Below are 24317 nucleotides of genomic sequence, written 5' to 3' on the forward strand. Positions count from 1 at the left end.
TAGCCCGGATTTGGCGCCAGGACGAGGCCCGCCGTGCCCGATCGCGGCACCCGACGGCACCCGCGACGACCTTGCACCACGCCCGCCGACCGTGCCAGATAGGAGGTTCTGTCTCCCCTCCCCGAGCGACGGACCCGCCCATGGCCACCCTGCTGGTTTCCCATCACGACTGCATCGAGCACGACACCGGCCCCTTCCACCCGGAAAGCCCGGACCGCCTGCGCGCCGTGATGCGGGTGCTGGAACACGAGGACTTCATGCTGTTGCACCGGGCCGAGGCGCCGCACGCCACCCGCGAGCAGCTCCTGCACGTCCATCCGCTGTCCTACATCGAGGAAATCCTCGGCCGGATTCCCCACGAAACCCTGCACGCCATCGATGACGACACCTTCGTCTCGCCGATGTCGGGCGAGGCCGCCCTGCGCGCCGCCGGGGCGGTGGTGCTGGCCGTCGACGCGGTGGCCAAGGGCGAGGTGAAAAACGCCTTCTGCGCCGTCCGCCCGCCCGGCCATCACGCCGAAATGCACAAGGCGATGGGCTTCTGCCTGTTCAACAACGTCTGTGTCGGCGCCTTCCAGGCCCGCGTCGAACATGGCCTTCAGCGGGTGGCGATCATCGATTTCGACGTTCACCACGGCAACGGCACCCAGCATATCGTGTGGGACGATCCGGGGATGTTCTATGCCTCGACCCACGAGGCCGGCAGCTTTCCCGACACCGGCTTTTCCGGCGAGACCGGGGCCCACAACAACGTCGTCAACTGCCCGCTGCCGGCCGGCTCGGAGGGCATCCAGTTCCGCCAGGCCTTCGAGGGCCAGGTGATCCCGGCCCTGAAGGCGTTCGATCCCGATCTGATCATGATCTCGGCCGGCTTCGACGCCCACGCCAACGATCCCATGGCCCACCTGCGCCTGACCGTGGCCGACTTCACCTGGGCCACCCACCAGTTGCTGGCGGTGGCCGACGAGGTGTGCGAGGGGCGGCTGGTCTCGGTGCTGGAAGGGGGCTACGACCTGCCCGCCCTGGCCGGCTCGGTGGTCGCTCACGTCAAGGCGCTGATGGGCATCGACTGAGGCGGCGGCAGGGATCGCGCCCCCCGGCCGACATGTGTCGGAAGGGTCGGCACCCTGGCCGAGGGTGGTCAATCGGGTCGGCCCTTGGGCCGACATGCGGCTTGCCTCGCCGGCCGGCCGGCGCGTAGACTGCCGGCCTTTCCGCGCCGCCCGATCCCCTTCTGCGCCCTGGCCCCCTGGTCGCCCATGAGCAAGTCGCCCGCCCCCCCATGAGCAAGTCGCCCGCCCCCCCGCCCGCCGAGCCCGCGCCCACCGACCCCGAGTCGCTGAGCTTCGAGGACGCCCTGGCCGAACTGGAGACCATCGTCCGCCGGCTGGAAGGTGGCGAGGTCCGGCTCGATCAGGCGGTCGGCGCCTACGAGCGCGGGGTCGCCCTGAAGCGGGCCTGCGAGCGCAAGCTGGCCGAGGCGCGCCTGCGCGTCGAGCGGATCAGCGTCGGCGAGGACGGCGCGGCCCGCGTCGAGTCCGCCGGCGACGGCCCGGACGGCGCCGCCTGACCTCCACCCTTCACATCTGTCCCTTGTCCTGCCGGAGACCCGACCCCCGATGACCGACCTCGCCGCCGCCCTGGCCGCCTCGGCCGAGAAGGTCAATGCCCGCCTCGATGCCCTGCTCGCCCCGGTGGACGGGGACGAGGGACGGGTGATCGAGGCCATGCGCTACGGCACCCTGCAGGGCGGCAAGCGGCTGCGCCCCTTCCTGGTCCTGCAGGCGGCCGGGCTGTTCGGGGTGCCCGAGGCGCGGGCCCTCGACGTCGGCTGCGCCCTGGAGATGATCCACAGCTACTCGCTGGTCCACGACGACCTGCCGGCGATGGACGACGATGACCTGAGGCGCGGCCAGCCGACCTGCCACCGCAAGTTCGACGAGGCCACCGCCATCCTGGCCGGCGACGGCCTGCAGGCCCGCGCCTTCGAGGTGCTGGCCGGCGACACCGTGCACCCCAACCCGCTGGTCCGCTGCCAACTGGTCGCCGCCCTCGCCGAGGCGGCCGGCGCCCCGGGCATGGTCGGCGGCCAGATGGTCGACCTGATGGCCGAACACCGCGACCCGGCCACCATCGACATCCCCCACATCACCCGCCTGCAACAGCTCAAGACCGGGCGGCTGTTCGAATACGCCTGCGTGGCCGGGGCGATCCTCGGCGAGGCCCCCGAGGCCGACCGCCAGGCGATGATCGCCTACGCCCGCGACATGGGGCTGGCCTTCCAGATCGCCGACGACCTTCTGGACGTGGAAGGCGACGAGGCCACCGTCGGCAAGGGCGTCGGCAAGGACGCCGCGGCCGGCAAGGCCACCTTCGTCTCGCTGCTCGGCATCGAGGAGGCGCGCCGCGAGGCCGACCGGCTGGCTGAACAGGCGGTCGGCCAACTGGCCGCCTACGACGCCCGGGCCGACCTTCTGCGCGCCGTCGCCCGCTACATGGTCACCCGCCAATCCTGACCGCCGTTCGTTTTCACAAGCTTCCCCGTCCAGGGAGATACATCGTGTCCCAGCGTCCCTCCACGCCTCTGCTCGACACCATCCAGAGCCCCGCCGACCTCAAGGGCCTGAGCCTCGATGCGCTGAACACGCTGGCCGGCGAGCTGCGGGCCGAGATGATCGACGCGGTCAGTTGCACCGGCGGCCATCTCGGGGCCGGCCTGGGCGTGGTCGAGCTGACGGTGGCCCTGCACCACGTCTTCAACACCCCCGACGACCAGTTGATCTGGGACGTCGGCCACCAGTGCTACCCCCACAAGATCCTCACCGGGCGGCGCGACCGCATCCGCACCCTGCGCCAGGGGGGCGGCCTGTCGGGCTTCACCAACCGCTCGGAAAGCCCCTACGATCCGTTCGGGGCGGGGCATTCCTCGACCTCCATCTCGGCCGGCCTGGGAATGAGCGTGGCCCGCGACCTGGGTGGCAAGGACCACAACGTCATCGCCGTCATCGGCGACGGCTCGATGAGCGCCGGCATGGCCTACGAGGCGCTCAACAACGCCGGCTCCATGGACAGCCGGCTGATCGTCATCCTCAACGACAACGACATGTCCATCGCCCCGCCGGTGGGGGCGATGAGCAACTACCTGTCGCGCCTGCTGTCCTCCAAGCCCTGGCTGTCGGTGCGCAACCTGGCCAAGGAAGTGGTCAACCGCTTCCCCGGGCCGCTGGAGCGCGCTGCCAAGCGGGTCGACGAATACGCCCGCGGCATGGTCAGCGGCGGCGGCACCCTGTTCGAGGAGTTGGGCTTCTATTACGTCGGGCCGATCGACGGCCACCGCCTGGAGCATCTGGTCCCGGTGCTGGAAAACGTCCGCGCCGCCGATGCCGACGGCCCGGTGCTGCTGCACGTCGTCACCCAGAAGGGACGCGGCTACGCGCCGGCCGAGGAAGCCCCCGACAAGTACCACGGGGTGAGCCGCTTCGACGTCGTCACCGGCGCCCTCAACAAGCCGAAAAGCAACGCCCCCAGCTATACCGGGGTGTTCGCCAAGGCCCTCATCGCCGAGGCCGAGGCCGACGACAAGGTGGTCGCCATCACCGCCGCCATGCCGGGCGGCACCGGACTGGATAAGTTCGGCGAGCTGTTCCCGGATCGGGTGTTCGACGTGGGCATCGCCGAACAGCACGCCGTCACCTTTGCCGCCGGGCTGGCCTGCGGCGGCTACAAGCCGTTCTGCGCCCTCTATTCGTCGTTCCTGCAACGGGGCTACGACCAGTTGGTCCACGACGTGGTGTTGCAGGGCCTGCCGGTGCGCTTCGCCATCGATCGCGCCGGGCTGGTCGGCGCCGATGGGGCGACCCACCACGGCACCTTCGATCTCGCCTTCCTCACCTGCCTGCCCAACCTCGTGGTCATGAGCCCGGCCGACGAGGCCGAGTTGATGCACGCCGTGGCCACCGCCGTGGCCCACGATGACGGCCCGCTCGCCTTCCGCTATCCGCGCGGCGAAGGCGTCGGCGTGCCGCTGCCCGAGAAAGGCGAGGTGCTGCCCATCGGCAAGGGCCGCATCGTGCGCGAGGCCAGCCAGCCCAAGGTGGGCATCGTCTCGCTCGGCACCCGCCTCGCCGACAGCCTGAAGGCGGCCGAGGAACTGGCCGCCCAGGGCCTGCCGACGACGGTCGCCGACGCCCGCTTCGCCAAACCCTTCGACCGCGACATGATCCGCGACCTGGCCGGCAAGGTCGACGTGCTGATCACCGTCGAGGAAGGCTCGCCAGGCGGCTTCGGCGCCCACGTGCTGGAATTCCTGAGCAGCGAAGGCCTGCTCGACGGCGGCCTCAAGGCCCGCACCATGACCATCCCCGACACCTTCATCGAACACGACACCCCGGCCAACCAGATCGAACAATGCGCCCTGACGGCCCGCCATATCGTCACCCGCGCCCGCGACGCCCTGGACACAACCACCACCTCCAAACCCGCCAGCGCCTGAGGCTCACCGGTCCGCGCGTGTCAGAAGCAAAGGGGCGCCGCCCCTTTGAACCCCGCTGGGGAGGCCAAGGCCTCCCCAGACCCCACCATGAATCAAAGCCGTCCAAGAGGGGGGTATCTGAGCGCTCGCGCTCAGATACCCCCCTCTTGGACGGCTTTAAGTCGCGGCGGGGGTCCGGGGGAGCCCCTGGCTTCCCCGGCGGGGGTTCCAAGGGGGCGGCGCCCCCTTGGTTCCGGCACACGAGGGCTGGTCAGCCTCGGGCGGTGGAGGGGTTGGTGTGAAGCAGCGGTTGGATCAGGTGTTGGTGGCGCGGGGGTTGGTTGAGTCGCGGGCGCGGGCCCAGGCATTGATCATGGCTGGCAAGGTGGTTGATGGCGATGGTCGGCGGTTGACCAAGGCGGGTCATCCGGTGTCGGCGGATGTGGTGTTGGAGGTTCGTGGTCAGGATCATCCCTGGGTTTCGCGGGGTGGGTTGAAGCTGGTCGGGGCGTTGGATCATTTCGCCGTCTCGCCCGCGGGCTGGGTGTGTCTGGATGTGGGGGCCTCGACCGGGGGCTTCACCGATGTGCTGTTGGCCCGGGGGGCGGCGCGGGTTCATGCGGTGGATGTGGGTTATGGCCAGTTGGCGCACCGCTTGCGGGTCGATCCCCGGGTGGTGGTGCATGAGCGGACCAACGCGCGGCATCTGACCGCCGAGGCGATTGGCGAGGCGGTGGATCTGGTGGTCTGCGACGCCAGTTTCATCGGCCTGCGGACGGTGTTGCCGGCGTCGTTGGCGCTGGTTCGTCCGGGAGGCATGGTGATCGCGTTGATCAAGCCGCAGTTCGAGGTCGGCAAGGCGCGGGTCGGCAAGGGCGGCGTGGTGCGCGACCCGGCGCTGCATGACGAGGTCAAGGCGACCATCGCCGAGTGGCTGGGCGGCCTGCCCGGCTGGTCGGTGCTGGGCATCGAGGAAAGCCCGATCACCGGCCCGGAGGGCAACCGCGAGTTCCTGATTGCCGGGCGGCGCGGATAACCGCCCCTCAGTAGGCCTCTTCGGCCTCGCGGGTGGCGATGGCGCTGGCCTGGGCGCCGGCCTTGTCGAGGGCCGCCTTGGCGCCCCCCAGCTTGCCGACCATGCTTTCCAACTCGCCGGCGATGCGGAAGACGGCGCTGGCTGCCTCCTGCACGCGGTGGGCGGTGGCCGAGCTTTCCAGGGCCGCCTCGTTGACCTGTCCGATGATGTGGAACACCGAGTGGGTTTCCTGGGCCGCGTGGCGGGCGTCGAAGGATACCTCGCGGGCGGTTTTCGAGACGTGGTCGATGGCCCCGGAGATGGTCTTGGCCTCGTCGGCGGCGCGGCTCATGCCGCCGGAGATGGCGCTGATGCTCTCCTGCTGCACGGCGACGCTCTCATCGATGCGGTCGACCGCGCCGTGGACCTCGGTGATGACCCGTCCGATGTCCTCGATGACGCTGACCGCCGAGGAGGTTCCGCCGCTGACCGCGTCGATGCGCCGGCCGATGTCGTCGGCGGCGCCGGTTGCCTGATCGGCCAGGATGCGCACTTCGTTGGCGACCACCCGGAAGCCTTCGCCGGCGCTGCCGGCCCGTTCGGCCTCGATGGCGGCGTTGAGGGCCAGCATGCGGGTTTGCGCGGCGATGGCGCGGATGGCGTCGACGACCGAGGTGATCTCGCCGACGGCGCCGCTCAGGCTGTCGACCGTGGTGCTGGCGTCGTGGGCCCGCTCGGCGGCCGAGGCGGCGGTGTGGGCGGCGGCGCGGGCGGTTTCGGCGATGGTGGTGATGGCCTGGGCGATGCGGTCGACGTCATTGTGGGCGCCGACCACGTGGCCCGACATGGTCTGCGCGGCGTTGGCGATGTCGAGCACGTTTTCGTTCAGGCTGCCGACCCCTTGGGACATGTGGCTGACCCGTTGGGAGACATCGTTGGTCAGTTGCGAGACGTGGCCGGCGCGTTTGGTCATCTCGCCGGAATCGTGGCTCATGGTGTCGGAGATGCCGCGCAGGGCGAGCGACGACTGAAGCAGGTTGCGGGCATTGCCGGCCACGTTGAGGACCATCCCCTGCAGCCGTTCCATCAGCAGGTTGAACGACCCGGCCAACTCGCCCGATTCGTCGCCGGTGGTCTCGTCCAGGCGGTGCGACAGGTCGCCGTTGCCGGTGGCCAGTTCGAGCATCGCCTTCTGCAGCAGTCCGGTGCCCAGCGTGGTGCCGTGTTCGGCCTCGTTCAGGCCCTGCAATTCGTGCTCGGTGCTGACCCGGATGCCGATGGTCCACTTGAGGAGCAGGAAGAAGACCAGCGCCGCGCCGAAGGCCCAGACGAAGGCCATGCCGATGCCCAGGGCCTGGATCATCACCTGGGTCAGGCGGTCCTCGGCGACCAGGGCGTCCGGGGTGGCCAGGGCGCCGGCCATCAGGGTGCCCCAGGCGCCGCACACGCCGTGCACCGGCACGGCGCCGATGCAGTCGTCCAGGCGCAGCCAGTTTTCCATGGCGTGGGCGGCGATGACCACCACGATGCCACTGCTCAGGCCGATGGTGAGGGCGCCGTAGGTGGACACGGCGTCGCAGCCGGCGGTGATGCCGACCAGTCCGGCGAGCACGCCGTTGATCGCCCGGTCGGGGCGGAACAGGCCGTCGACCCAGCGCCCGATCAGCATCGAGGCGATGGAGCCGAAGGCGCCGGCCAATATGGTGTTGGAGATGATGTGCGCGAAGGCGGGGTCGCCGGTGGTGGTCGAGCCGCCGTTGAAGCCGATCCAGCCGACCCACAGCAGGATCGCCCCGGCGGTGGCCAGGGCGGCGCTGTGCCCGTGGATGGGCAGTGGCTTGCCGTTTTCGTCGAAGCGGCCGATGCGCGGCCCGATGACGATCACCCCGGCCAGGGCGACCCAGCCGCCCACCGAGTGGACGACGGTCGAGCCGGCGAAGTCGATGAATCCGAGGTCGGCCAGGATGGCCGGGTTGTCGCCGATCAGCAGGTTGCCCCAGGCCCAATGGCCGATCACCGGGTAGATGACGACGGAGATGAAGCAGGTCGCCGCCAGATAGGCGGAAAAGCGCATGCGCTCGGCCACGGCGCCGGAGACGATGGTCGCCGCGGTGCCACAGAACACCACCTGGAAGACGAAGAAGGTGTAGTGCCAGTCATCGAGTGATCCGAAACCCAGGCCGTTCCAGCCCAGCCAGCCGCCGCCGATCACCGAAGGGCCGAACATCACGCCGAAGCCGAGCAGATAGAAGCCGGCGGTGGCGATGACGAAGTCGGCGATGTTCTTCTGGGCGACGTTGATCGAGTTCTTGGAGCGCACCATGCCTGCTTCGAGGAGCAGGAATCCGGCCTGCATCAGAAAGACCAGGGCGGCGGCGGTCATGGTCCACATGTGGTTCATGCTGTCCTGTTGGGCAGCCAGAACAGCGTCCATGTGGGATTTGAGGGCTTCCAGTTCCTGCAGGGCCAGGCTGTCGGCGGTCTGGGCGGCGAGGTCGGGCGCCCCGCCCGAAAGCAGCGCCGCCACTGCCGCCAAGACCATCACCGCCCAGCCGGCGCCGCGTGCCGCGCGCCGTTCCGTGTCGCCACCCATCACCCGACCTCCCCCCACTGTCACGCACCCGGTCTGGCGTCCGCGCCGACGAGCGGTGCGCGCCCCAACACTGGTGGACAGTCACCCGGATCGGGTCCCGGTCGGCGCGGCCATCCGACGGGGGCGGTTCGGGTCACGGTGGAGCCCTGAATGCCTAAAACAAGTGCCTATAAAACAGGCGCCTACGGGAGCTGCCCACATTGCGAGCATACGCCGCCGCCGTCACGGGCGACCAGAAAAATCAACACCCCCGCCGCTCCGTGGTGGAGCCGGCGGGGGCGGGGGGGGGAGTGGGGGCCGGGATGTCAGCTTCGGCTGTCGGCCACCGCCGGGCCGGCCTCGTACCAGCCCTTGGAGCGGTTGACCAGGCGGACCACCGTGAGCATCACCGGCACCTCGACCAGCACCCCGACCACGGTGGCCAGGGCGGCGCCCGAATCGAAGCCGAACAGCCCGATGGCGGTGGCCACCGCCAGCTCGAAGAAGTTGCTGGCGCCGATCAGCGCCGAGGGCCCGGCGACGCAGTGGGCCACCCCGAAGCGCCGGTTCAGCCAGTAGGCCAGCCCGGCGTTGAAGTAGACCTGGATCAGGATGGGCACGGCGAGCAGCAGGATGATCAGCGGCTGGGCCAGGATCTGCTCGCCCTGGAAGCCGAACAGCAGGACCAGGGTGAGCAGCAGGGCGCCCAGCGAGAAGGGGTGCAGGCGGGCCAGGGTCTTCTCCAGCACCTCCGGGCCCCGGCGCAGCAGGTGGCGGCGCAGCAGTTGCGAGATGACCACCGGGATGACGATGAACACCGCCACCGACAGCAGCAGGGTCTCCCACGGCACGACGATGCTCGACAGTCCCAGCAGCAGGCCGACGATGGGCGCGAAGGCGACCACCATGATGGAGTCGTTCAAGGCCACCTGGGAGAGGGTGAAATGGGGCTCGCCGTCGCACAGGTGCGACCACACGAAGACCATGGCGGTGCACGGCGCGGCGGCCAGGATGATCAGCCCGGCGATGTAGCTGTCGATCTGTCCGGCCGGCAGCCAGGGGGCGAACAGCACCCCCAGGAACAGCCAGCCGAGCAGGGCCATGGAGAACGGCTTGACGGCCCAGTTGACGAACACCGTCACCCCCATGCCGCGCCAGTGCCGGCGCACCTCGCTGAGGGCGCCGAAGTCGATCTTCAGCAGCATGGGAATGATCATCAGCCAGATCAGCCCGGCCACCGGCAGGTTGACCTGGGCCACCTCCAGGCCGCCGACGGCCTGGAATGGGGCCGGGAAGAAATGGCCCAGGGTGATGCCGACAACGATGCAGGCGGCGACCCACAGGGTCAGATAGCGTTCGAAGAAGCTCATGCCGGCGCCTCGGTCGGCTCGGTGGTGCGGGCCGACTGGCCGATGGTGTCCAGGCGCTTCTGCAGGCTGAGCTTGTCGATGCTGGCCAGGGGCAGGGACAGGAACAGGGTGATGCGGGTGTACAGCATGCGGAAGACGTCGTTGGCCATCTGCGCCACCTCGGCCTCGGTGCCGGTGAACTTGGCCGGGTCGGGCACGCCCCAGTGGGCGCTCATCGGCTGGCCCGGCCACACCGGGCAGACTTCGCTGGCGGCGTCGTCGCAGACGGTGAAGACGAAATCCATTTTCGGGGCATCGGGGGCGGCGAATTCGTCCCAGTTCTTCGAGCGCAGGCCGTCCAGCGGATAGTTGTTGCGCTTGAGCACGGCGATGGCGCGGGGGTTCAACTCGCCGGCCGGCTTGCTGCCGGCGCTGTAGCCGCGGAAGCGGCCCTGGCCTTCGCGGTTGAGGATGCATTCGGCCATGATCGAGCGGGCCGAGTTGCCGGTGCACAGGAACAGCACGTTGAAAATCTTGTCGGGATCGTTGGGGGTCATGGCGCGCGGTCCTCGTCGGGTGGGGGGGACGGTGGGGCAGCGCTCGGGCTGGCCCTGGCAGCAGTCCTCGGTCAGAAAATCGATCAGGCGGCGCATCGCCGCCATGTCGGCCCGGTAGATGAGCTGCCGGCTGTCGCGCCGCACATCGATCAGCCCGGCCGCCTTCAACTCCTTCAGATGGAACGACATGGTCGAGGCGGCGGCGCCGCAATAGGCGGCGATCTCGCCGGCCGGGGCGCCTTCCGGGCCCTGGCGGACCAGATAGCGCATGGCTTCCAGCCGGGCCTGGCCGGCGAGTGCCGAGAGCAGGCGGGACGCCTCTGTCGTTTCCATATTTCCAATCCTATCGAAATATCGGCGAGGGTCAAGTGAGTCTTCGATGACGGCCGTCCGGCGATTTCGCCTCACGGCAGGGCGGCCTCACGGCAGGGCGGCCTCACGGCAGGGCGGCGATGAAGGCGCGCAGATGGCTGGCGAAATCGCGGGCGAAGCCCTTGTGGTCGAGCAGCGGCGAGGCCAGAAGGCGGGCCCGCAGCCCGGCCCGCAGCTCGGCCAGGGCCGCCGGGTCGCCCACCAGATCGGCGGCGATGCGGGCGAAGTCCTCGGCGTCGCGCGCCGCCAGATGACCCAGGCCGGCGTTGGCGAGGTGGCTCAGGCTGTGCCGGCTGGCGAAGGTGGGGCCGGGCAGGGTGACCACCGGCACGCCCATCCACAGGGCCTCCAGCGTGGTCAGGCCACCGCTGTAGGGGTGGGTGTCCAGGGCCACGTCGACCCGGCCATAGGCGGCCAGGAACTCGGCGTGCGGGCGCTTGCCGAGCAGGTCCAGCCGGGTCGCGTCGATGCCGCGCAGGCCGAAGGCGGCGAACACCCGGGTGCGCACCGTGGCATCCTCGTAGCCGCGAAAGGCCATCAGCAGGCGGCTGCCGGGGACGCGGGTCAGAGCCCCGGCGAACAGGTCGTAGACCACTTCGTTCAGCTTGGCTGGATTGTTGAAGCAGCCGAAGGTGGGCGGCGCGCCACCGGCCAGCGGCAGGGGGGCGACCGGCGGCGCGTCCTCGGGCGGGCTGTAGCAGATGTAGCCGTGGGGCAGCCGCAGGGGGCGCTCCACATGGTCGGCCTCGCTGCCCGGTGGGACATGGAAGCGGTCGCAGACCAGGCCGTCGATGGCGGCCAGCCCGGTGGTGCCGGTGTAGCCGGCCCAGCTCAGTTGCACCGGGGCCGGACGGCGGGCGAACAGCGACAGCCGGTTGCCGGCGGTGTGGCCGGCCAGATCGACCAGCACGTCGATGCCCAGCCCGGCGATGCGCCCGGCCAGGGCGTCGTCGTCCAGGCCGTCCAGGCGGTGCCAGCGGCAGGCCTCGGCGAGGCGGCGGCTGGTCGCGTCCTCGTCCTCGGCCCGGCGCAGCGACAGGGCGTGGACCTCGATCCCAAGCTCGGGCGCGGCGGCCAGGGCGCGCACCAGCCCGAGCATGAAAAAGCCGACCGGGTGCTGGCCCAGGTCGATCGACAGCAGGCCAAGCCGCAACGGTCCCTCGGGGTCGGGGCGCGGCCTGGCCGGCGGGTCCTGAAGGCCATGGCGGGCCGCCCACGCCTCGTGCAGGCGGCGCAGCATGGCCGGGGGGGTGTCCGGCAGGTACTGGTGGGCGCACAACAGGTTGCCGTGCCGCCAGGGGTGCTCGGGGGTCAGTTCGTGGGCCCGCCGGTAGTGGGGCAGGGCCTCTTCCGAGCGGCCCTGGGCGGCCAGCAGGTTGCCCAGGTTGGTTTGCGGCCGGGGGTCCCCGGGGTCGAGCGCGGCGGCCGTCGACAACGCCTGCTCGGCGGCGAACAGGCGGCCCCGGCGGCGCCGCGCCTCGCCCAGGCCGAGCCAGCCGGCGATCTCCACCGGGGCGGCCTCGGTCAGGGCGTCGAAGGCCTTCTCGGCTTCCTCGTCGCGCCCCTGGTCGAGCAGCAGGGTGCCCAGGTTGCGCCACGCCCCGGGGTGGCGCGGTTCGTGGCTCAGGGCGGCCGTGTAGGCGGCTTCCGCCTCGGCCCATTTGTCCTGTTGGGCCAAAAGGTTGCCCAGGTTGTAGTGGGCGGCGGCGAAAGCCGGCTGGATGTGGAGGGCGGCCCGGAAGGCCTTTTCCGCCGTCGCCAGATCGCCCAGCGCCTGGCAGGCCGAGCCCAGGTTGGACAGCGCCTCGACGAAATCGGGCCGCGCCTTGAGGGCCTCGATCAGCACCTGGCGGGCCATTTCCGGGCGCCCCAGGCGCAGCGCCGCGATGCCCATCAGGTTGAGCGCCTCGGGGTTGCCGGGGTGGGCGGTGAGGTAGGATTCGAGCGGGTCGAGGGCCTCGGCCGGGCGGCCCTGGCGCAGCGCCCGGGCGGCCTGCTGGTAAAGGACTTCGCTGGCGTCGCTGGCGTCGTGGCTCATGGGCTGTCGGTCACCGTGTCCGAGTGGCGGCGCAGGTGGCCGACCAGGGTGGCTTGCAGGCTGTCGTAGAAGGTGGCCAGGGCGGCCTTGGCGGCGCCGTCGCCGCCCTCGGCCTCGATGGCGCCCAGAAGGTCGGCGTGCAGGCGGGCCAGGGCGGCGACCGGCAGCTCCAGGGCGTGGGCGCTCTGCGGCGCGGCGCGGGCCTGGGTCTGGCAGCGGCCCAGCACCTCGGTCAACAGGTGGCCGAAAAAGAGGAAGCTGTGGTCGGCCCAGGCGCGGGGGTGGCTCACATGGCGCGCCCCTTCCAGGCGCAGGGCGCTCACCCGATGGCCGGCCAGCAGGGCGAACAGCGGCAGGGCGTAGTCCCAGAACGGCTGGCCCAGGCAGAAGGCGGCCGGGCGGGCCAACTCCCGGGCCAGTTCGGGAGACATCACGAAGTAGTCGAAGCCGGGCGAGAAGGCGGGGCGCGGCGGCGGACTGTCGAGACCAGGCAGGTCGTCCACGTCGCTGCGGTGGCCGGCCAGCAGGGTGGCCGGGCCGTGGGTCCCGGCCAGTTCGCGCCAGCGTTGGGGCAGCCGGCGCTCGGCGGCGAGCACGATGTCGGCGTTGAGGATCACCCCCAGGCGCGGCCGCTGATCGGCCAGGAAGGCCAGCAGGTCGTGCACGAAGGGCACCGGCTTGCCGACCAGGGCGCGGCCGTCGCGCTCGATGGGCACCACGGTGATGCCGGGGAAGGCGGTCGCCACCTCGGCCACCTCGGCGGTGGCGTTCAGCGAGGCCACCGCGAGGTCGGCCGCCCGCCAACTGGCCACCGCCCGTCGCTGGACCTCGCCCCTGGGTCCCTCCAGGCCGGGAACCAGCGAGGTGACGGCAAGCAGATCGGCGACCATCCGGCGGGGGCTCCCTGGCTGGTGGGGCGGCGTGGCGGGCGCCAGATGATGGCCCCGCGCGGTGCCCGGGGCAAGTCATCCCCGGCGGCTTCGATGCGGCGACTCTATGCCTTCTGGCCAGGCGAGGCCAAATTGACAATCGTCGCGCGGGAGCGTACATATTCTAGCGTATCCGCCATGCGTCATCGGCCCAGAAGGGCGCGGCCAGGGCGGGGCGCCGGCAGCGTCGCCGGTATGGTCTTTGGGCTGATGCCTCCGGAAAGCGGCCCTCTCGGGTCGATTGCCGGGGTCAGTGCCTGGGGGCTGGTGGGCCAAGAAGGCACGCCGCACCCATCGAAGGCTGATCGTGGCGCGGTTCGGAGTCTGTTAACGGGAGGTTTGCAAATCTCCCTTAAACCCGTGTCTTGGACAGAAACGTCCAGCCGCCGGGGGTGGCCCCAGCCAGGGCTGCTCACCCGGTTCCTAGAACCAGGAGACCACCACAATGGCTAACGACATTACCCTCTCGTCCGCCACGCGGACCAACCTGCTCTCCCTGCAGCGCACCACCTCGCTGATCGGCAGCACGCAGGAGCGTCTGTCCTCCGGCCTCAAGGTCAACAGCGCGCTCGACGACGCGCTGTCGTTCTTCAAGGCGCGTAACCTGAACAACCGGGCCTCCGACCTGTCGACCGTGAAGGACGGCATCTCCGAGGGCATCAGCGTCATCACCGCCGCCGTGCAGGGCCTGGAGAGCATGGAAGCGACGCTGAAGCAGATGAAGGCCATCGCCTCCTCTGCCCGCGCCGCCAGCGACTCCACCTCGCGTCAGAAGCTGGCCAGCCAGTTCAACGAGCTGCGCAGCCAGGTCGACGCCCTGGCCGAGGACGCCTCGTTCAACGGTATCAACCTGATCACCGGCGAGACCACCCGCGGCCCCGACACCCTGACCGTGAAGTTCAACGAAAAGACCGGCAGCTCGGCCTCCAACACCCTGGTGGTGAACGGCCAGAACATGTCGATCGGCGTGAACTCCAGCGGTTCGGCCGGTCAGCTCAGCTTCATCGGCAGTGCCATGACCAGCGGCACCACCTCGGCGAGCTGGGCCGACAGCACCAACTACGTGGCCAACATCGACGGCTTCATCGACAACATCGACTCGGCGCTGACCATCGTCCGCGATACGGCGCAGCAGTTCGGTACCAACGCCTCGATGCTGGAAATCCGCCGCGAGTTCACCGACAACCTGATCAACACCCTGAAGAGCGGCGCCGGCGATCTGGTCAACGCCGACATGAACGAAGAGTCGGCGAACATGCTGTCCCTGCAGACCCGTCAGCAGCTGGGCACCATCTCGCTGTCCATCGCCCAGCAGTCCGAGCAGTCGGTGCTGCGTCTGTTCTAATCCTTCCCGACCGATGCTCTCGGGACGGCCCCGCCGTCCCGGGGCGCCTTCCGCCGCAGCGCCGGAGGGCACGTTTCACGAAGCCGCGGATCCCACCCCAGGGGCCGCGGCTTTTCGTTGGCCCTGCGCCCTCTTTTCGCTGGGGCCCCGGCGGCGCTATACTCGGCCCGCTGAAGGAGACGCCCCGGCCGGCCCGGCGCGCCTCGCCGATCCTTTTCCTCCGCCCTGCCGCAGGAACCGCCCCGCCATGCCCGCCCCGTTGCCATGCCGCTGAAGCTGTCGCTGAAACCGGGCGAAAAGGTGCTGATCGGCAGCGCCGTGGTGGCCAACGGACCGCACAAGAACGAGCTGGTCATCCTCAACCGGGTGCCGGTCCTGCGCGAGAAGGAGATCATCACGCCAGAGGAGGCCGACACCCCGGCCAAGAAGCTCTACGTGACCATCCTCAACATGTACGTCAATCCGGACCGGGAGCGGGAATTCCATCAGGTCTATTTTCTCCTTCTTAACCAGTTGGTGCATATGTCTACGGACATGCGGATGATCGATCTGGTGCTGGATGTCTCCAAGCGGATCATCGCCGGCGACCATTACCGAGCCCTCAAACTGTGCCGCAAGCTGATCGACCACGAGTCGGAGGTCCAAGAGAATGCCCAAGCATGAGGTCGGCGCCTACCAGCGCACCCAGAAAACCAACATGTCGCCGCGCGAGGTCGAGGCGATGGCCTTCCTCAAGGCGGCCAGCCTGCTCGAGGACGCCAAGGGCAAGGCCGGTTCGCTGGAGGAGTTTTCCAAGGCGCTGCGCTTCAACCACCTGCTGTGGACCATCATCCAGGCCGACATCACCGAGCCCGAGAACCAGCTCCCGCCGGAGATCAAGGCCAACGTGATGAGCCTGTCCATCTTCGTCGACAAGCAGACCAACAAGGCCCTGCGCACCAACACCCCGGCCGATCTTGACGTGTTGATCAACATCAACCGCAATCTGGCCGCCGGGCTGCGCGAAAACCCGGACGCGCCGACCGCCGATGGCGCCCCCCCGGCGGCCGCCCCGGGCGGCCCGCAGGCCGGCGGCGGCACGCTGGCCTGATCGCGGCGGCGCCACCGGCGCGCCGCCTGTCCCGACATGGATACCCCTCCCCCCGACGCAGCGGACGGCCCGGACCTCGCCGCCCGCTACGCCGCCCGGGCCGCCCAGGCCCTGGAGGCGGGTGACCCCACCCAGGCCCTGTTCCTGGCCGAGGCAGCCCGCGACCTGGACGACGGGCGCCTCCCCCCGTGGCTGATCTCGGCCTCGGCCTGCCGCCTGCTGGGCCGCCTGGAAGAAGCCGCCGAGCATCTGGAGCGGGCCGTTGCCCTGGCCCCGGAGCAGCCCGGGGTGCGGGCCATGGCCGGCCTGATGGCCCACCGCCTGGGCCGCCCGGCCGTCGCCCGGCCGCATCTGGAGCGGGCCCTGGCCCTCGATCCCCGCCAGGGGGCGGTGCGCAGCGCGCTGGCCCTGATCCTGGCCGCCGCCGACCAGCCGAGGGCGGCGGATGATCTGCTGGCCGAGGGGCTCGGCCTCAGCCCCGACGATCCCGACCTGTTGTGCAATCTGGCCACCCTGCGCGCCGGCCAGGGCGATCCGGCGGCCGCCCGGACCTTGCTGGAACGCGCCCTGGCCGCCGCGCCGGGACATGTCGAGGTGCTGGTCAACCTGGGTCTGCGGCTGCTCGACGATGCCCCCGATGTCGCCGCCCGGGAACGCGGCGCCCGCCTGCTGGAGGAGGCCGCCACCCTGGCCCCCAACCGGCCCGAGGTGCTGGGCGCCTGGGCCACCGCCTTGCGTCGTCTGGGCCGAGCGGAGGCGGCGGTGGCGGTGCTGGGGCGGGCGGTCGAGATGGCCCCCGACGACCCCGGGGCGCGCAACAACCTGGCCCTGGCCCGCCTCGACGCCGGTCAGGCCGAGGCCGCCGAGGCCGACCTGCGCCACGCCCTGACGCTGGCCGGGGCGCGCGGCGAGGCGGGCACCCTGATCGCCAGCAATCTGGGCATGCTGCTGTGCCGCCTGGGCCGCCTTCAGGAAAGCATCGCGTGGCTGCGCGCCCTGCTCAAGACCGCCCCGGACTGCCTGGACGGGGCCATCAACCTGGGCAACGCCTTGCTTCAGGACGGCCAGTTGGCGGCCGCCGAAGACCTCTTCCAGGAGCTTGCCGAGCGCCACCCGGAGCACCCCACGCCACGCCTCGGGCTGGCCAATCTGGCCTGGGAGGGCCACCGCTACGGGGCCGCCGTGCGCCACGGCCGGGCCGCCCGCCGGCTGGCCCCGGACAACCCCAACATCCTCAACTCGCTGGGCGTCACCCTGAAGGACATGGGCAGCCCGGCCGAGGCCTTCGCTCTGTGCCGCCGCGCGGTGGCGCTGTGCCCGGTGCCGGCCGACCGCCAGGACTACCTGTCCAACGCGCTGTACAGTTGGCAGTACCGGGCCGATGCCTCGGCGGCGACGGTGGCCGCCGTCCACGGTGCCGCCGCCCCGGTCTTCGAAAGCGGCCGGCCCGACCCGGCGCGGCCCCACCTGAATTCACCGGACCCCGAACGGCGGCTCCGGGTGGGCTATTTCTCGGCCGACTTCCGGGCCCACGCGGTGGCCTTTTTCCTGCAAGGGGTGCTGGCCGGGCATCGGGCCGAACAGGTCGAGGTGTTCGCCTACTCGGCCACCGTCAAGCCCGACGCCATCACCGCCCGCCTCAAGGCCGACTGCGACCACTGGCGCGAGGTGACCGGCCTGGGGCCGCGTGCCCTGGCCGATCTGGCGGTGGCCGACGGCCTGGACATCGCGGTCGATCTGGCCGGGCACACCGCCGGCAACCTGCTGCCCGCCCTGGCCCTGCGGCCGGCGCCGCTGGTCCTGAGCTGGATCGGCTATCCCGGCACCACCGGCCTTCAGGCGGTCGATTATCGCCTTTCGGACGCCCGGGCCGATCCGCCGGACGATCCCTGGCCGGGCAGCGAAAAGGTGCTGCGCCTGCCCGACTGCTTCCACCTCTATACGCCCGAGGCCGACCTGCCGCCGGTCGCTCCCGCCCCCTGCCGGACCCGCCGCGCGGTGACCTTCTGCAGCTTCAACAACCTGGCCAAGGTGACCGATCAGGTGATCGCCGCCTGGGGGCGCATCCTGGCCGCCCTGCCGGAGGCCCGGCTGCTCATCAAGTGCAAGCAGTTCAAGGACCCCGAGCTGGTCGCCGCGACGGTGGATCGGCTGGTCGCCGCCGGGGCCGGGGCCGGGCAGGTCGAGCCGGTCACCTACGCCGCCAACCTGGATGCCCACCTGGCCATCTACGGGTTCGCCGACCTGGGGCTCGACACCTTCCCCTACAACGGCACCACCACCACCTGCGAGGCCATGTGGATGGGGGTGCCGGTGCTCTCGCTGGCCGGGGATCGCCACGCCGGGCGGGTCGGGGCCAGCCTGCTGGAGGCGGTCGGGTTGGCCGATCACCTGCTGGCCGACGACGTGGACGACTACGTGGCCCGCGCCATCGCCCTGGGCCGCGACTTGGAGCGGCTGGCCGGCTGGCGCGACACCCTGCGCCAGCGCTTCGCCGCCTCGCCGCTGTGCGACCGGGCGCGGTTCGTCGAGCATCTGGAGGCCGCCTACCGCCACATCTGGGGCGACTGGTGCGCCCGGGTCGCCGCCCACGGGCCGACCCACCAGTGGCTGCCGCCCGACCTGCTGGCCCAACCGGCGTGGCCCGACACCGCCGAGGGTGGGGCGTGAGCCGGGCCCGCGCCCTGAGCCTGCTCGGTCTGGCCGAGCACCTGGAGGGGGCCGGTCAGGCGGCCGAGGCCGCCACCTGCCGGACCGAGGCGGCCGAGTTGGCGCGCGCCGCCGCCGATCCCTCGGCCCTCAATCAGGTGGCCCTGGCGCTGGAGGGGGCGGGTGATCTGGATGGCGCCCACGCCTTGCTGGTGGCGGCCCACCAACTGGCGCCCGACCGCCTGGAGCCGGCGGTCAACCTGGGCAACCTGCTGCGTCGTCTGGGCCGCCTGGAGGAGGCCCGGACGGTGCTGGAGGCGGTCGCCCGGGCCGCGCCCGACCATCCGGCCCTCAACCACAACCTGGGTCTGGTGCTGGCCGAGCTGGGGCGCGGTCCGGCGGCGCTGAAGGCCCTGCGGCGGGCGCTCGACGGGGTGGCGGGCGACCAGCCGGCCGAGGCGGTGGTGGCCAGCGATCTGGGCGCCGTGCTCAAGGACCTGGACCGCCCGGCCGAGGCGCTCTCGCTGCTGCGCCGGGCCCACGCCCTGGCCCCCGGGGATCGGCGCATCGCCACCCAGTTGGCCGGGGCCTGCCTCAAGGCCCTGCACGTGGCCGAGGCGGTCGAGCGCTTCGAGGCCCTGGCCGCCAGCGCCCCCGACGACGGCCCGGCCGAGGCCGGCGAGGCGTGGAGCAATCTGGCCGCCGCCCTGATCGAGGCCAACCGGGCCGAGGACGCCATCGCCGCCGCCGGGCGCGCGCTGGGGCTCGATCCCCAGGCGCCGGGGGCGCTCTTCAACCGGGCCGTGGCCCGTCTGCTGGCCGGCGACTGGGCGGCCGGCCTGCCCGAGTATGGCTGGCGCTGGCGGGGCGCCGGGGCCGCCCGCTATGGCCGCGCCCCCGACCTGCCCACCTGGGACGGCGCGCCGCTGGCCGCCGGGCAGAGCCTGTGGGTGCGCGGCGAACAGGGGCTGGGCGACCATCTGATGCTGGCCCGCTACCTGCCCCTGCTGGCCGACCGGGTGGCCCCCGGCGGGCTGGTCATCGAGTGCTATCCCAGCCTGACCCGGCTGCTCGCCGTCCTGCCGGGGTTGGCCGGGGTGCCGTTGGCCTTCGGCAACCCGGCGGCGGAGCGCCCGCCGCCCGGCGCCCCGGCGCAGATCGACCTCTATGACCTGCCGGTGCATTTTCCGACCACGCCCGAGGCGGTGCCCGGCCGGGTGCCCTATCTGGCCGCCCCGTCGCCCGGCCCCGACTGGCTGGCCGAGGTCGAGGCCCTGCCCCGGCCGCGCCTGGGGCTGGTCTGGGCCGGCAAGCCGAGGCCGCGCGACCGGGGGCTGCCGCTGGCCGATCTGCTGGCGGCGCTGGACGGTCTGCCGGGCAGCCGGGTGGCCTTGCAGACCGGCCCCGGGCGGGCCGAGCTGGCGCGTCTGCCGGCCGGGCGGCGCCCCTTCGATGCCGGGGGGCGGGTGGGGGATCTGGCCGACACCGCCGCCGTGATGGCCCGCCTCGACCGGGTGGTCAGCATCGACACCGCCGCCGCCCACTTGGCCGGCGGGCTCGGCGTGCCGCTTGATCTGTTGCTGATTCATGGCGCCGACTGGCGTTGGCTGCGCGACCGTGCCGACAGCCCGCTCTACCCCTCCGCCCGCCTGTTCCGGCAGCGGAAAGAGCGCGATTGGGAGGCGCCGTTGCGGGCCCTGAGGGTGCATCTTGCAGGGCGCGTCACGGAAGATTCACCAAGCATCGCGTGACAGATCGCCCATCGACTCCCAAATGTCACTGAACAGCGACGCCAAGGAGGCATGATGAGCGACACCCCCCTGCCTGAAACCGCCACCCTGGAAATCGCCGGCTTCCGCCTGTCCTGGCCGGAGCCGCTGGCCAACAGCCTGCTGTCGCGCTGGCTGGGCATCGACAATGGCCCCGAATGGGCCCCCGACTGGTCCAGTGCCGAGGAAACCCCCACCGACCTGGGCTGGGGCTTCCCGCTGTCGGCGCCGCCCGCCGGCTGAGGAACCGCAAGGGGGCGCCGCCCCCTTGACCCCCGCCGGGGGGACCAGGGGCCCCCCCGGACCCCCGCCATGACTTAAAACCCCACCGAGGGGGGCAAGCCCCCTCGGTGGGGTTTTGAGTAAGGGTGGGGTCTGGGGAGGCCTCCCGGCCTCCCCAGCGGGGATCAAAGGGGCGGCGCCCCTTTGCTGGCCCTCAGCCGACGGCGTGGAGGCAGCGCGCCAGCCACGCCTTGGTCTGTTTCTCCGCCGTGGTGTTCTGGGACAGGCGCTGGGCGAGGCCCGGGAAGTCCACGTGGTCCAGCGGCTGGTCCTGGTTGTAGCAGGAGAAGACGACGGACTTCTCACCCGTCTCCGGGTCGATGTGGGTCTGCAGGCACTGGGCGCAGATTTCCTTCAACATGCACTGCATGGGGGAGTTGATCGACCCGATGGCCAGATGCCCGGCCTTGAGGTAGGGCGCCAGCACCCCGTGGCGGGCCTCAGCGACGGCGGCCATCATGCGGTCCGAGCCGATGGCGATGATGCGGTCCACCGCGCTCAAGGGGATGTCCACCGGCCCCAGTTGGCCGGCGCCATACGCCTCCATGGCCTTGACGATGTTGCCGATGAACACCTTGTCGCCCGGCCGCTCGGGCGTGAACTCGGGGGCCTCGGTGTCCGAGCACCAGACCACGGTGTCGGAGGCGGCCAGGATGTCGGCCACCTTGTAGCGGTCCTCCGGGCGCCGGTAGCCGGCGAAATAAAGCACCTTGCAGCCGGCCTGACGCATCGCCCGGCCGATCGAGAACAACACCGCGTTGCCCAGACCACCGCCGGCCAGAAGAACGGTCTCGTTTTCCGGGATGTGGGTCGGGGTGCCGGTGGGACCCATCACCACCAGCGGTTCGCCGGGCTTGAGCAGCCGGCAGAGGTCGGAACTGCCGCCCATCTCGAGCACGATCAGCGACAGAAGGCCGGCTTCGGCATCGACCGCCGCCCCGGTCAGGGCCAGGCCCTCCATGGCCAGCCGGGTGGCGCTGGGACCCTGGCCGACCATGGGGGCCAGGCTTTCCAGGTTCTGAAGGCGGTAGAACTGGCCGGGCTGGAAGTGGCGGGCGGCGGCCGGGGCTTTCACCACCACCTCGACAATGGTCGGGGTGAGGCGGTTGACGGCGTGCACCGAGGCCCTGAGGTCGCTCTCGAGCCGCGCCCGGAGGGCGGTCGGCTCGCCGGCCGGCGGGGTCTCGGCGAGCAGGGCGGAAATCACCGGATAGCCCTGCTTGGCGCTGGCCATGGCGCTGACCACGTTGCCGGCGAACGACGGGTGCTGGTCGCCGAAGAAGCTGATCCCCCGGCCGTCGGCGCGGCGGTGGGTGAGGACGTGCGGCTGGGCGGGCTTGACCCGGCGCTCTGGCGCAACCGGGGTGCCGTCGGCCTCGATGGCCTGGAAGAAGCGGCCGTCCAGGGTCAGGCCGGGCGTCTCCCGGGCCAGGGTGACGTTGGGCACGGTGCCGGCGGCGACGATGATGGCCCGCGCCGCAAGGCGGTGCTTGCCGCTGGGGTGATCGACCAAAAGGGCCTCGGCCTGGCCGTCGCCGTCCACCTCGACGGCCAGCGGGCTGCCCTGTTCGATGAAGCGGATGCCCTCGGCCAGGGCGTGGGTCACCTCTTCCGGGTTGTTGCGGTAGGCCGGGCTGTCGATCAGCCGCTTGCGGTAGACCACGCTGGCCCCGCCCCAGGAGTCGAGCAGTTCGCGCAGCCGGGGCTTCTCGCCGGCCGCCTTGGCCCGGGCCCGCTCGCCGCGCAGTTGGCGGGCGTGGTCGAGCCACTCCTCGGCGACGTGCCGTTCGGCCGGGGTCAGGGCTTCCAGCACCGCCGCCTCGCCTTTTTCGGCGGCCAGGGCCTCGTGGCGGGTCAGGTACTTTTCCACCTGCACGGGGTAGTAGGCCAGCGCCTCGGTGCAGGCGTCGATGGCGGTCAGGCCGCCGCCGATCACCGCCACCGGCAGCCGCAGTTGCAGGTTGGCGATGCTGTCGGGGCGCGCCGCGCCGCCCAACTGAAGGGCCATCAGGAAATCGGAGGCCTGCCGCACGCCCGGCGCCAGCCCGTTCTCCATGGGGATCAGGGTGGGCCGGCCGGCGCCCAGGCACAGGGCGATGTGGTCGAAGCCGGCCTCGAAGGCCTCGTCCACGGTCAGGGTGCCGCCCAGGCGCACCCCGCCGTAAAGGGAAAAGCGGGCCCGGCGCTCCAGCAGCAGGCGGATCACGGCCAGGAAGGTCTTGTCCCAGCGCACCGTGATGCCGTACTCGGCGACCCCACCGAAACCGCCAACCAGACGCTGGTCCAGCGGCTGCTGGAGGTCGGCGATGTGGATCAGCGGGCGGAACGGCACCCGGCGGCCGTCGACCTCGACCCCCGACAGCTCGGCCGGCAGGGGCTCAAGCTTCAGGCCCTCGATACCGGCCACCCAATGCCCCTCGTTGAGCAGGTGGTGGGCCAGGGTGTAGCCGGCCGGCCCCATGCCGGCCACCAGCACCGAGCGCCCGCTGTCCGGGCGGGGCAGCGGGCGGGCCAGATTGAGCGGGTTCCAGCGGGTCAGCAGGCTGTAGATCTCAAAGCCCCAGGGCAGTTCCAGGACGTCCTTCAGGGTCCGCGTCTCGGCCTGGGGGATGTTGACCGGGTCGCGCTTCTGGTTCTGGTAGACGCAGGCCACCATGCAGTCGTTGCAGATGCGGTGCCCGGTGCCGGCGGCCATCGGGTTGTCGATGGCGATCAGGGCCAGCGGGGCGATCAGCAGGCCCAGGGTCTTGGCCTTCTGGAACTCGCTGATGCGCTCTTCCAGCGGGCAGCCCAGCATTTCGCGGCCCAGCGGGTTGACCTGGATGGCGCCGGTCTTGCGGTCCTTAAGGCCGACGGCGCAACTGTCCTTGCCCTGGGCGTGGCAGTGGATGCAGTAGTGCATCTCGTTCAGGCCACCGGTCAGGTCGCAGCCGGAGTCGGTCAGCGCGAAGCCGTCGCGCCCGTGCACCGCCTCGGGCGGCGCGACCAGGGCGGGCAGGCCATCGACCTCGGTGGTCACGGTGGCGACCAGCTTTTCCGCATCGTCGTTGCGCCCCGGCTGGCGGAACAGCACACCGTCGGCATGGGCCGCCCGGCCGGCCGGGGTGTGAGCCGCCCAGGCGGCGTAGCGGGCGGCCAGGGCCAGCGGCTCGGCGTGTGCCGCCTCGTCGGCCATCCAGGCCATCACCTGGGTGGCGAAGGCGGTTTCGTCATCCAGCCTGTGGCCGGCCGCCTCGGCCAACCGGTCGGCCAGGGCCGGGCCGTCGAAACCGGCCGCCTCGTCCGGCTTGTGGCGCTTCAGGGCGATGCGCTGCACGAACAGGCGCTTGGCGGCGAACAGCGGCTCCAGCGCCTGCTGGGCGGCGCTGGCCTGGGCCAGGTCCGCCGCGATGGGAAACAGCTTGCCGAGGAAGGCATCCAGGTGCGGCCCCAGGGCGAGCAGCAACTCGGCCTCGTCGCGCCGGCCCAGGCTGTTCGGGGCGCCACGGGCGGCGCGCAGGCGCTCCGCCAGATCGGCGTCGTCTGTTTCCAGGCGGTCGAGGAAGGCGGCATCCAGGCGGGCCAGGCCGGCCTCGTCGTAGAGGTCGGCAAAGGCGAAGCCCATTCCCAGCGGCGGGGAGGACGAGGCGGAGGCGGTCATCGGGAGCGGTCACCAGGCGATGGAAGGCGGGGAATGGAAGGCGCGGGAGGGAAGGCGCGGGAGGGAAGGCGCGGGAGGGAAGGCAAGGAAACGGCCGGTGGCGGCGCGCCTTGCGCGATCGTCGCCAATCTAGGGCGGTATGTTCAGGATTTAAAGCACCCCTGGCCGACAGCCCTTGAGTGATCCGGGGTTCATACGCTTAAATGGCCGACGGGCCGCAGACACACGCAAGGTCCGCC

Annotated in this window: 17 protein-coding genes; 11 read left to right on the forward strand and 6 right to left on the reverse strand. The window is 71.2% G+C overall.

The window, feature by feature from the left end; all coding sequences use genetic code 11:
- Nucleotides 1-140: 140 nt before the first annotated feature.
- The 5 genes from BLR95_RS10260 to BLR95_RS10280 all read left to right on the forward strand — a co-directional run bounded on the left by BLR95_RS10260 (nt 141) and on the right by BLR95_RS10280 (nt 5507).
- A complete protein-coding gene (locus BLR95_RS10260; protein ID WP_092619373.1) occupies nt 141-1073 on the forward strand; it encodes a histone deacetylase family protein in 933 nt (310 codons plus the stop codon).
- Between the two features lie 209 nt (nt 1074-1282).
- Nucleotides 1283-1570, forward strand: a complete 288-nt coding sequence (locus tag BLR95_RS10265; protein ID WP_092619376.1) for an exodeoxyribonuclease VII small subunit — start codon at nt 1283-1285, stop codon at nt 1568-1570.
- Between the two features lie 49 nt (nt 1571-1619).
- Nucleotides 1620-2516: a polyprenyl synthetase family protein gene (locus BLR95_RS10270; RefSeq protein WP_092619379.1), complete on the forward strand. Its 897-nt coding sequence runs from the start codon at nt 1620-1622 to the stop codon at nt 2514-2516.
- 44 nt (nt 2517-2560) lie between these two features.
- On the forward strand, nt 2561-4492 hold the full coding sequence (gene dxs, locus BLR95_RS10275) for a 1-deoxy-D-xylulose-5-phosphate synthase (RefSeq protein ID WP_092619382.1): 1932 nt from the start codon (nt 2561-2563) through the stop codon (nt 4490-4492).
- A gap of 277 nt (nt 4493-4769) precedes the next feature.
- A complete protein-coding gene (locus tag BLR95_RS10280) occupies nt 4770-5507 on the forward strand; it encodes a TlyA family RNA methyltransferase (protein ID WP_245689438.1) in 738 nt (245 codons plus the stop codon).
- Between the two features lie 7 nt (nt 5508-5514).
- On the opposite strand, the gene amt is transcribed toward BLR95_RS10280, so the two are convergent.
- The 5 genes from amt to BLR95_RS15810 all read right to left on the reverse strand — a co-directional run bounded on the left by amt (nt 5515) and on the right by BLR95_RS15810 (nt 13264).
- Nucleotides 5515-8079, reverse strand: coding sequence for an ammonium transporter (gene amt / locus BLR95_RS10285; RefSeq protein ID WP_092619385.1), 2565 nt, complete (start codon nt 8077-8079; stop codon nt 5515-5517).
- Nucleotides 8080-8384: 305 nt separating this feature from the next.
- The gene (arsB, locus tag BLR95_RS10290; protein ID WP_092619388.1) at nt 8385-9428 is read right to left on the reverse strand and encodes an ACR3 family arsenite efflux transporter; all 1044 of its coding nucleotides are present in this window, start codon (nt 9426-9428) and stop codon (nt 8385-8387) included.
- Complete coding sequence (locus tag BLR95_RS10295) at nt 9425-10297, reverse strand: arsenate reductase/protein-tyrosine-phosphatase family protein (RefSeq protein WP_092619391.1); 873 nt, start codon at nt 10295-10297, stop codon at nt 9425-9427. Before BLR95_RS10295 ends, arsB begins: the two co-directional genes overlap by 4 nt.
- 103 nt (nt 10298-10400) lie before the next feature.
- On the reverse strand, nt 10401-12374 hold the full coding sequence (locus BLR95_RS15530) for an O-linked N-acetylglucosamine transferase, SPINDLY family protein (RefSeq protein WP_176787788.1): 1974 nt from the start codon (nt 12372-12374) through the stop codon (nt 10401-10403).
- Nucleotides 12371-13264 carry a hypothetical protein gene (locus BLR95_RS15810; RefSeq protein WP_176787789.1) on the reverse strand — a complete coding sequence of 298 codons (894 nt, stop codon included), beginning with the start codon at nt 13262-13264 and terminating at the stop codon, nt 12371-12373. Before BLR95_RS15810 ends, BLR95_RS15530 begins: the two co-directional genes overlap by 4 nt.
- 484 nt (nt 13265-13748) lie before the next feature.
- Here BLR95_RS15810 and BLR95_RS10310 point away from each other — a divergent pair, with 484 nt between their 5' ends.
- The 6 genes from BLR95_RS10310 (at nt 13749) to BLR95_RS10335 (ending at nt 20399) form a co-directional block, all read left to right on the forward strand.
- Nucleotides 13749-14648, forward strand: a complete 900-nt coding sequence (locus tag BLR95_RS10310) for a flagellin (RefSeq protein WP_092619394.1) — start codon at nt 13749-13751, stop codon at nt 14646-14648.
- 264 nt (nt 14649-14912) lie between these two features.
- Nucleotides 14913-15311, forward strand: a complete 399-nt coding sequence (locus tag BLR95_RS10315; protein ID WP_092619397.1) for a flagellar biosynthesis repressor FlbT — start codon at nt 14913-14915, stop codon at nt 15309-15311.
- A complete protein-coding gene (flaF, locus tag BLR95_RS10320) occupies nt 15298-15738 on the forward strand; it encodes a flagellar biosynthesis regulator FlaF (protein WP_092619400.1) in 441 nt (146 codons plus the stop codon). The genes BLR95_RS10315 and flaF overlap by 14 nt, the downstream gene beginning before the upstream one ends.
- Nucleotides 15739-15774: 36 nt before the next feature.
- Nucleotides 15775-18408 carry a tetratricopeptide repeat protein gene (locus BLR95_RS10325; protein WP_092619402.1) on the forward strand — a complete coding sequence of 878 codons (2634 nt, stop codon included), beginning with the start codon at nt 15775-15777 and terminating at the stop codon, nt 18406-18408.
- A complete protein-coding gene (locus tag BLR95_RS10330) occupies nt 18405-20138 on the forward strand; it encodes a tetratricopeptide repeat protein (RefSeq protein WP_176787790.1) in 1734 nt (577 codons plus the stop codon). Before BLR95_RS10325 ends, BLR95_RS10330 begins: the two co-directional genes overlap by 4 nt.
- 54 nt (nt 20139-20192) lie before the next feature.
- Entirely contained in the window at nt 20193-20399 is a 207-nt protein-coding gene (locus tag BLR95_RS10335; protein ID WP_143130975.1) for a hypothetical protein, read from the forward strand.
- A gap of 193 nt (nt 20400-20592) precedes the next feature.
- Here the strand turns inward: BLR95_RS10335 and BLR95_RS10340 are convergent, their stop codons facing one another.
- Nucleotides 20593-24078: an FAD-dependent oxidoreductase gene (locus BLR95_RS10340; RefSeq protein WP_092619411.1), complete on the reverse strand. Its 3486-nt coding sequence runs from the start codon at nt 24076-24078 to the stop codon at nt 20593-20595.
- Nucleotides 24079-24317 lie beyond the last annotated feature (239 nt).

Origin of the sequence: Roseospirillum parvum (genome assembly GCF_900100455.1) — a bacterium.
Taxonomy (GTDB): domain Bacteria; phylum Pseudomonadota; class Alphaproteobacteria; order Rhodospirillales; family Rhodospirillaceae; genus Roseospirillum; species Roseospirillum parvum.